Annotated in this window: 8 protein-coding genes; 3 read left to right on the top strand and 5 right to left on the bottom strand. The window is 69.4% G+C overall.

The window, feature by feature from the left end; all coding sequences use genetic code 11:
* The first annotated feature begins 469 nt into the window (after positions 1-469).
* Positions 470-1,237, top strand: a complete 768-nt coding sequence (locus tag ABT025_RS26750) for a transglycosylase SLT domain-containing protein (protein WP_350999483.1) — start codon at positions 470-472, stop codon at positions 1,235-1,237.
* 80 nt (positions 1,238-1,317) lie between these two features.
* Here ABT025_RS26750 and ABT025_RS26745 read toward each other — a convergent pair whose 3' ends face one another.
* A complete protein-coding gene (locus ABT025_RS26745) occupies positions 1,318-3,861 on the bottom strand; it encodes an ABC transporter ATP-binding protein/permease (protein ID WP_350999481.1) in 2,544 nt (847 codons plus the stop codon).
* 283 nt (positions 3,862-4,144) lie between these two features.
* Here ABT025_RS26745 and serB point away from each other — a divergent pair, with 283 nt between their 5' ends.
* A complete protein-coding gene (gene serB / locus ABT025_RS26740) occupies positions 4,145-5,401 on the top strand; it encodes a phosphoserine phosphatase SerB (protein WP_350999479.1) in 1,257 nt (418 codons plus the stop codon).
* Positions 5,402-5,483: 82 nt separating this feature from the next.
* Here the strand turns inward: serB and ABT025_RS26735 are convergent, their stop codons facing one another.
* From ABT025_RS26735 to ABT025_RS26720, 4 genes are all read right to left on the bottom strand, one after another.
* Complete coding sequence (locus ABT025_RS26735; protein ID WP_350999476.1) at positions 5,484-6,002, bottom strand: SixA phosphatase family protein; 519 nt, start codon at positions 6,000-6,002, stop codon at positions 5,484-5,486.
* 73 nt (positions 6,003-6,075) lie between these two features.
* Positions 6,076-6,282, bottom strand: coding sequence for a hypothetical protein (locus tag ABT025_RS26730; protein WP_350999473.1), 207 nt, complete (start codon positions 6,280-6,282; stop codon positions 6,076-6,078).
* A 148-nt stretch (positions 6,283-6,430) separates the two neighbouring features.
* A complete protein-coding gene (locus ABT025_RS26725) occupies positions 6,431-6,541 on the bottom strand; it encodes an SGM_5486 family transporter-associated protein (protein ID WP_266786054.1) in 111 nt (36 codons plus the stop codon).
* Between the two features lie 26 nt (positions 6,542-6,567).
* A complete protein-coding gene (locus ABT025_RS26720; RefSeq protein ID WP_350999470.1) occupies positions 6,568-7,854 on the bottom strand; it encodes a CynX/NimT family MFS transporter in 1,287 nt (428 codons plus the stop codon).
* Positions 7,855-7,970: 116 nt separating this feature from the next.
* Here ABT025_RS26720 and ABT025_RS26715 point away from each other — a divergent pair, with 116 nt between their 5' ends.
* Entirely contained in the window at positions 7,971-8,645 is a 675-nt protein-coding gene (locus tag ABT025_RS26715) for a FadR/GntR family transcriptional regulator (protein WP_350999468.1), read from the top strand.
* Positions 8,646-8,650: the final 5 nt, after the last annotated feature.

Genomic DNA, 8,650 nt, shown 5'->3' with positions numbered 1-8,650 from the left:
CCCACCGGCTGAAGCCCTTCCGGCCGGCTGCTCGATTCCGCACCATGACTGCTCGGCCTCTGTATGCCGGGATCCATTTTCGATACACGGCCTAGGTCCTCGGACCGAACCGCTCCCCCCGGAGCTCCCGGAACCGCTCCGAAGGCTCACCACGCACCGGAACCTAACGCTCCGCATTACTGAAGCAACGAATGGTGAGTTTGTTACCCGCCCGATGTGAGGCCGCGCATAGGACCCACGTCACTTACGAAGTCACCTAGTTGAGCGATAAGGGCGATTTGGGTGGCCATGGGTGCGGATCGCGGTGCCCAAACGCCTCCGTGTTCCACTACCCGGCTTCGTACGTCACACCTTTGCCACAGCATTTTGCCGCCGCTAACAATTGCAATCGTCCCCGACGGAGATGCGACGCCGCCTCCCGTCTTCGTCCTCCGTGAGGACCCTCCGCGATTCGAAGAGGTACGCCTGTATGTCCGTGTCCAGCATTCCCGGCCGTCTCCGTAACCTGAACAAGACCCAGAAGCTCTCCGCCGCCGGCATCTCCGCCGTCGCCGCCGCGGCCCTCTCCTTGTCCCTGGTACCCGGTAACGCCGAGGCCGAGACCGAGCCTCAGGCACTCTCCGCCGCTCCCGTCGTCTTCGCGTCCGCCGCCGGCGCCTCGCAGGCCAAGACCATCCAGGCCAGCATCGTCGAGCAGCACTCCACCGCCGAGCAGCTGATCAAGGCCGCCGACACCGCGAGGGCCAAGAAGGCCGCCGCAGTGAAGGAGAAGGTCGAGGCCGTGGCCAAGGCGAACGCCAAGAAGGCGGAGGCCAAGGCGAAGGTGAAGGCCGCCGCGAAGTGGAAGGCCAAGAAGGCCGCCGACAAGCGCAACACGCAGGCCGCCAGCCGCTCCGAGTCGCGTTCCCCCGTGTACGCGAACAACCTGGACGGGTGGATCAAGGAGTCCCTGGCCATCATGAAGGCCAAGGGCATCCCGGGCACCTACGACGGGCTGCACCGCAACATCATCCGTGAGTCCAGCGGCAACCCGAACGCGATCAACGACTGGGACGTAAACGCCCAGAACGGCGTGCCGTCGATCGGTCTGCTCCAGATCATCAAGCCGACCTTCGACTACTACCACGTCAGTGGTACCCCCCACACCCAGTACGACCCGGTCGCCAACCTCACCGCCGCGGCCAACTACGCCGCGGACAAGTACGGCTCGATCGACAACGTCAACAGCGCGTACTGAGCAGTTCCGGACCACGCCGAAGGGCGGCACCCCGTGTGGGTGCCGCCCTTCGGCGTCGGGCTGTGCGCAGGGGCGCCCCGCTACTTGCGCATGACCTCGGGCTCGTGGCGGCGCAGCAGTCGCGCGACCGCCACCCCGCAGATGATGCCGAGGACCAGCAGCACCGCGACGTTCATCCCCCACTGTCCGGCCGTGTGCTCCCACAGCGGGTCCAGGTCCGTGGGGTTCTTCTGGTCCCACGGCGGCATGAGGTGGGCGAGGTCGAGCGTGGAACCCGCGCCGGCGATGGCCCAGCGGGACGGCATCAGCCAGGCGAACTGCTCCAGGCCGGGCGATCCGTACACCTGGAACAGGATGCCGGTGAAGACGACCTGGACGATCGCGAACATGACCAGCAGCGGCATGGTCTTCTCGGAGGTCTTCACCAGCGAGGAGATGACCAGGCCGAACATCATCGAGGTGAAGCCGAGCGCGATGATCGTCACGCAGAGTTCCACGGCCGGCGGCATGATCAGGCCCTCCGCCGGCAGATCGCGGGTGGCGAAGCCGATGCCGCAGATGATGACGCCCTGGATGGCCGTGATCACGCCGAGCACGATCACCTTGGACATCAGGTAGGCCGAGCGGGAGAGGCCGGTGGCCCGTTCCCGTTCGTAGATGACGCGTTCCTTGATCAGTTCTCGTACGGAGTTGGCCGCGGCGGAGAAGGTCATCCCGATCACCAGGATCAGCATGATCGTGCCGGCATCGCCGTTGAAGCGGGACGGCGGCTTCGGCGGGGCGAGGCCGAAGTCGGCCGGGATGACCACGCTGACGATGCCGAGCACCGCGGGCAGGATCACCATCAGGCCCATGAAGCCCTTGTCGGACGCGATCACCGAGACGTAGCGGCGCATCAGCGTCCACAGCTGCGTCATCCAGCCCTGCGGCTTCGGCGGGCGCATCTGCTGGTGCGGCGGCATGTGCACGGGCTGTGCGGCGACGGCGTCGATGTCCGCGGCGTACATCTGGTAGTGCTGCGAACCGCGCCAGCGGCCCGCCCAGTCGTAGTCGCGGTAGTTCTCGAACGCGGAGAAGACGTCGGCCCAGGTGGAGTAGCCGAAGAAGTTCAGCGCCTCCTCCGGCGGACCGAAGTAGGCGACGGCGCCGCCCGGCGCCATCACCAGGAGCTTGTCGCAGATGGCCAGCTCGGCGACCGAGTGCGTGACGACGAGTACGGTACGGCCGTCGTCGGCCAGGCCGCGCAGCAGCTGCATGACATCGCGGTCCATGCCCGGGTCGAGGCCTGAGGTCGGCTCGTCCAGGAAGATCAGCGAGGGCTTGGTCAGCAGCTCCAGGGCCACGGAGACGCGCTTGCGCTGGCCACCCGAGAGCGAGGTGACCTTCTTGTCCTTGTGGATGTCGAGCTTGAGCTCGGCGAGGACCTCGTGGATCCGGGACTGGCGCTCGGCCTCGGTGGTGTCCGCGGGGAAGCGGAGCTTGGCCGCGTACTTGAGGGCCTTGGTGACCGTGAGTTCCTTGTGCAGGATGTCGTCCTGCGGGACCAGGCCGATGCGCTGGCGGAGCTCGGCGAACTGCTTGTACAGATTCCGGTTGTCGTAGAGGACGTCGCCCTGGTTGGCGGGCCGGTAGCCGGTGAGCGCCTTGAGCAGGGTGGACTTTCCGGAGCCGGACGGGCCGATGACCCCGATCAGCGACTTCTCCGGGACGCCGAACGACACGTCCTTGAGGATCTGCTTGCCTCCGTCGACCGTCACCGTCAGATGGCGCGCGGCGAAGGAGACCTCACCGGTGTCGACGAACTCCTCGAGCCGGTCTCCGACCAGCCGGAACGTCGAGTGGCCGACGCCGACGATGTCGTTCGCGCCGATGAGCGCGGAGCCGGACTTCGAGAGCGGCTGGCCGTTGACGTACGTGCCGTTGTGGGATCCGAGGTCGCGGATCTCGAAACGGCCGTCGGGTGTCGCGTGGAACTCGGCGTGGTGGCGCGAGACCTGCAGGTCGGAGACGACCAGCTCGTTCTCCAGCGCACGGCCGATCCGCATCACCCGGCCGAGGGCCAGCTGATGGAAGGTGGTGGGGCTCCGGTCGCCGTACATCGGCGACGCCCCCGCCGCGCCGCCGTGAGGTGCCGGTGCCATGCCCTGCTGCTGCGGCACGTGGGGCTGCTGCGGCCGGGCCTGAGGTGTCTGCTGCCAGGCCTGCTGCTGGGCGGGCGGCTGCTGCCCGCCCGCTCCTCCCTGGTGCGGGGCCTGCTGCGGCGGCTGCGGCTGCTGGACGGGGGCCTGGGCACCCGCTGCGGCCTGCCCGCTGTACACATCGGCGCCGCTGAGGCTCAGCCGAGGTCCGTCGGTGGCGTTGCCCAGGTGCACGGTGGAGCCGGGCCCGATCTCCATCTGATGGATCCGCTGGCCCTGCACATACGTGCCGTTGGTACTGCCGTGGTCCTCGATGAGCCAACCGCGCCCGCTCCAGCTGATCGTGGCGTGCCGCCACGACACCCTGGCGTCGTCGATCGTCATGTCGCCCTGCGGATCACGTCCGAGGGTGTACGGCCTGGACGGATCGAGCGTCCAGGTCCTGCCATTCAATTCCAGTACGAGTTCCGGCACTCCGCGCCCCACTAGTTGTCCCCCGAATTACCCCCGTTGCAGGGAGTCTAGGGATGCTGAACATCGTGGGGAACTATTCCAGGAGCAGTCCCCGATACGAAAGCCGGGCGGGTGGATGACCGAACCGAGACCGCACTGTTGCGAACGCCCCGGCCCGAACGGCTGCCTAAGGCCACGAATGGGCATGCGAACGAACAGGTCGCAACAAACTTAGACATTACGGATGTCAGGTCGCTGTCCGGCCCTCGGGACGGGCCGTCGGGGGCGCACGGCGGACCGATACGGTGGAAGCACCATGAGCGCATCTCAGCCCCCTCAGCCCTCCCTGTCTCCTGAGCCTCCTGAGTCACGTCGGGACGCAGACACGCCCACCCTTCTCGTGAAGATCTTCGGGAAGGACCGGCCCGGAATCACGGCCGGCCTCTTCGACACCCTGGCGGCCTACTCGGTCGATGTCGTCGACATCGAGCAGGTCGTCACCCGTGGCCGCATCGTCCTGTGCGCACTGGTCACCACCCCGACCGCGGGCGGGACCACCGCGGGCGACCTGCGGGCCACCGTGCACAGCTGGGCGGAATCGCTGAAGCTGCAGGCCGAGATCATCTCCGGTACGGGTGACAACCGCCCGCGCGGCGACGGCCGTTCCCATGTGACGGTGCTCGGGCACCCGCTCACCGCGGAGTCGACCGCCGCCATAGCGGCCAGGATCACCTCGACCGGCGGGAACATCGACCGGATCTTCCGGCTGGCGAAGTACCCGGTCACCGCCGTCGAGTTCGCGGTGTCCGGCACCGGAACCGAGGCGCTGCGCACCGCACTGGCCGTCGAGGCCGCCGGCATCGGCGTCGACGTGGCGGTCGTCTCGGCCGGGCTGAGCCGCCGGGCACAGCGGCTCGTCGTGATGGACGTCGACTCGACGCTCATCCAGGACGAGGTCATCGAGCTCTTCGCGGCCCATGCCGGCTGCGAGGCCGAGGTCGCAGCGGTGACCGAGCAGGCGATGCGCGGTGAGCTCGACTTCGAACAGTCGCTGCACGCGCGGGTGGCGCTGCTGGCAGGGCTGGACGTATCGGTGGTGGAGAAGGTGCGCGCCGATGTCCGGCTGACGCCGGGCGCCCGCACCCTGATCCGTACGCTGAAGCGCCTCGGCTACCAAGTGGGCGTCGTCTCCGGCGGGTTCACACAGGTGACGGACGATCTCAAGGAGCGGCTCGGGCTCGACTTCGCCTCTGCCAACACTCTGGAGGTCGTCGACGGGAAGCTCACCGGCCGGGTGACCGGGGACATCGTCGACCGGGCGGGCAAGGCCCGGCTGCTGCGCAGCTTCGCCGCGGAGGCCGGGGTGCCGCTGGCGCAGACGGTGGCGATCGGTGACGGGGCGAACGACCTGGACATGCTGAACACCGCGGGGCTCGGGGTCGCCTTCAACGCCAAGCCGGTGGTCCGCGAGGCCGCGCACACCGCGGTGAACGTGCCGTTCCTGGACACCGTGCTCTATCTGCTCGGCATCACGCGCGAGGAGGTCGAGGCCGCCGACGGCCTCGTCGAATAGGGGCGCGAGCCCGGCACGTACACAGGGCCCGGGTGCACACGCCGAAGCGTGCGCATCCGGGCCCTGTCGGCAGCCGGGGCGGTCAGTCGTTCGGAGTCCAGTACTCGACGAGCTTGCCGACGCCGTGCTCCACGCTCTTCCAGGTACCGGGGACCTCGACCACGGCGAACGCGGCGGTCGGGAAGCCGCCGCGGGTCATCCGCGCCAGGGCGTCACCCTCGGCCCCACCCGCCAGGGCGTCGGCGACGGCGTGCATGCCCGGGTTGTGGCCGATGACCAGCAGATCGCGGACGTCGTCGGGGGTCTCGTTGATCAGCGCGATCAGCTCGCCGAGCGAGGCCTCGTAGAGCCTCTCCTCGTAAACGGTCCTGGGGCGCTCCGGCATCTCGTGCACGGCCAGCTTCCACGTCTCGCGTGTCCTGGCCGCGGTCGAGCAGAGGGCCAGATCGAAGACGATCCCGGAATCGGCTAGTTTGCGGCCCGCCACGGGGGCGTCCTTGCGGCCGCGCTCCGCGAGCGGTCGCTCATGGTCGGAGTCCTGCGACCATTCCGCCTTTGCATGCCTGAGAAGGACGATCCTGCGAGGTGTATCGACGCTCATACACCTCAGCTTCGCATGAAATGTGCCACCTGGCGCAGGGTGTTGGAGGGCTCCTTCGCCCTGCTCCCGGGCGTCAGGGGGTCAGCAGCTCCACGATTCGCTCGAGCAACCGGCCGACCGCGGGATCGCCCGTGGCGGCGTGTGCCTGCCCCGGTCCGGCGATCAGCAGGAGGAGCGCGCCGAAGGCCACGGCGGGCAGCGCGACCGCCCACCACGGCAGCCGGACCTCGACGCCGGCGGCGTCCGGGCGGGCGGAGCGGGTGTGCGTACGGGTCGGCATGTCCGCCTCCGTGGGTCCTGGATTCCGATACTCAGAACCTACGGATCCGGGGACGCCGCTCCCATCCGGTGACCCACCCACTTCACCCTGACCCTGGCCCCCTAGGGGATGGTGGGGCCAGCCCCACCATCGCGCCGGGAGCCGTGCGTCACGGGGAGGCGATGGAGGCGATCACGCCGATGACGACCGTGATCAGCAGCATGGCCCCGAAGACCATGAGCAGCTTCTTCTGACCGTTCTGGGGATTCGGATCGAGCACAGGAGACATGGCCCCAGTCTCGCATCTCAGCATTCGTCCTCGATCGTCCGGTCCCGGCCGGCCAGGACACCCGCCACCATCTGGGGCACCATCAGGGCCGCCATGAGCGCGATCGGCAGCCCCCAGCCGCCGCTGTGCTGGTAGAGCACACCGACCAGGAGCGGGCCGGGGATGGAGATGAGATAGCCCGTGGACTGGGCGAACGCGGACAGCCGTACCACTCCGGCGCCGCTGCGGGAGCGCATGCCGATCATGGTGAGGGCGAGCGGGAAGGCGCAGTTCGAGATGCCCAGGAGCAGCGCCCAGGCCCAGGCCCCGCCGGAGGGGGCGAGGTAGAGGCCCCCGTAGCCGATGAGGCCGCAGGCGCCGAGGAAGACGACGATCGGCCCCTGGTTCTTCATCCGGGCGGCGACCCTGGGGATGACGAAGGCCAGCGGTACGCCCATGGCCATGGTGACGGCGAGCAGGACGCCCGCCGTGCCGGCCGAGACCCCGGCGTCGCGGAAGATCTGCGGCATCCACCCCATCGTGATGTACGCGGCGGTGGCCTGGAGGCCGAAGAAGCAGGCGAGGGCCCAGGCGGTGCGGCTGCGGGTGATCCGGAGCGCGGGGGCCTCCGGCCGCTGGGCCGCTCGGTGGCCGGTGCCGCCGCTGCGGTCCCTTGCCAGCGGGATCCAGGGCAGGATCGCGGCGGCGGCGAGGGCGGCCCAGATGCCGAGACCGGCCTTCCAACTGCCGCCCATCGCCTCGGTCATGGGTACGGTCACGGCCGCGGCCAGCGAGGTGCCGAGGGCGAGGGCCATGGAGTAGAGGCCCGTCATGGAGCCGACGCGGTCCGGGAACCAGCGCTTGACGATCACCGGCATCAGGACGTTGCTGACGGCGATGCCCATCAGGGCCAGCGCGCTCGCGGCGAGGAAGCCTGCGGTGCCACCGACGAGGGGCCTGATCGCCAGACCCGCGGTGATGGCGACCATGCCCGCGCAGACGACCGCGCCCGGTCCGAAGCGGCGGGCCAGGCGCGGCGCCATGACGCCGAAGACGGCGAAACAGAGCGGCGGAACGGAGGTGAGCACCCCGGCGACGCTGCCGCTCATGTGCAGCCCGTCGCGTACCTCTTCGAGGAGGGCGCCGAGGCTGGTGATGGCGGGGCGGAGGTTGAGCGCGGCGAGGACGAGCCCGACGACGACCAGGCGGAACACCCAGGGGGCGGGGCCGGCCGCCCGGGCGGGCGACTCGAGGCGGGGGGCCGCGGGCGCGGCCGGGTCCAGCGTCCTGGTGGGGGTCCGGGGAGGGGTTACGTCGTCATGCATGGGGCCATCATAGAATCATGGGATGATTACTTGTCCAATGCTCTGAGAAGATTCGGATACCTCCGCGAGACGGCAGCGGCCACCGCCGCCCGCCGCACACCCGAGCAAGGAGCACCATGGCGTTGACGTCCCCGGGGCGTTCGGCACTCGCCGACCAGGTGATTGCCCAGCTGCGGAACCAGATCACGTCGGGCGAGTGGCCCGTGGGTTCGCGCATCCCCACCGAGCCCGAGCTGGTCGAACAGCTCGGGGTGGCCCGCAACACCGTCCGCGAGGCGGTCCGCGCGCTCGCGCACAACGGGCTGCTCGACATCCGGCAGGGTTCGGGCACCTATGTGGTGGCCGTCAGCGAGCTGGCCGGGGTGATGCACCGCCGGTTCGCGTCCGCCGATCCCCGACATGTGGCCGAGCTGCGCTCGACGCTGGAGTCGTCGGCGGCGCGCCTGGCCGCCGGCCGGCGCACCGAGCGGGACCTGAAGCAGCTGGACGCGCTCATGCGGCGCCGGGAGGAGACCTGGGCGGCGGGGGACGCCGAGGCGTTCGTGGCGGCGGACGCGACGCTGCATCTGGCCGTGGTCGCCGCCTCGCACAACGAGGTGCTCACCGGGCTCTACGCCGACCTGGGTGATCTGCTGCGGGACTATCTGCGAGTCGACATCGGCCATGAACTGCGGCCGGAGAACCACATGGACCACAGCCAGCTCGTCGAGGCGATCCGGGCCGGTGACGCGGAGGCCGCCGCCGCGGAGGCCGCGAGCCACGCGCTGAGCTGCCTGGTGGACCGGGTCTGACGCGT

It is taken from the genome of Streptomyces sp. NPDC002809 (assembly GCF_040295435.1).
Lineage (GTDB): Bacteria > Actinomycetota > Actinomycetes > Streptomycetales > Streptomycetaceae > Streptomyces.
The sequence above is the reverse complement of the archived record's forward strand: the minus strand, read 5'-3'. Positions and strand labels throughout refer to the sequence as shown.

Excerpts from the sequence above, each read along its gene's own strand:
- ABT025_RS26750 (WP_350999483.1), top strand. The coding sequence starts at position 470 with ATGTCCGTGTCCAGCATTCCCGGCCGTCTCCGTAACCTGAACAAGACC.
- serB (WP_350999479.1), top strand. The coding sequence starts at position 4,145 with ATGAGCGCATCTCAGCCCCCTCAGCCCTCCCTGTCTCCTGAGCCTCCT.
- ABT025_RS26735 (WP_350999476.1), bottom strand. The coding sequence starts at position 6,002 with ATGAGCGTCGATACACCTCGCAGGATCGTCCTTCTCAGGCATGCAAAG.
- ABT025_RS26730 (WP_350999473.1), bottom strand. The coding sequence starts at position 6,282 with ATGCCGACCCGTACGCACACCCGCTCCGCCCGCCCGGACGCCGCCGGC.
- ABT025_RS26720 (WP_350999470.1), bottom strand. The coding sequence starts at position 7,854 with ATGCATGACGACGTAACCCCTCCCCGGACCCCCACCAGGACGCTGGAC.
- ABT025_RS26715 (WP_350999468.1), top strand. The coding sequence starts at position 7,971 with ATGGCGTTGACGTCCCCGGGGCGTTCGGCACTCGCCGACCAGGTGATT.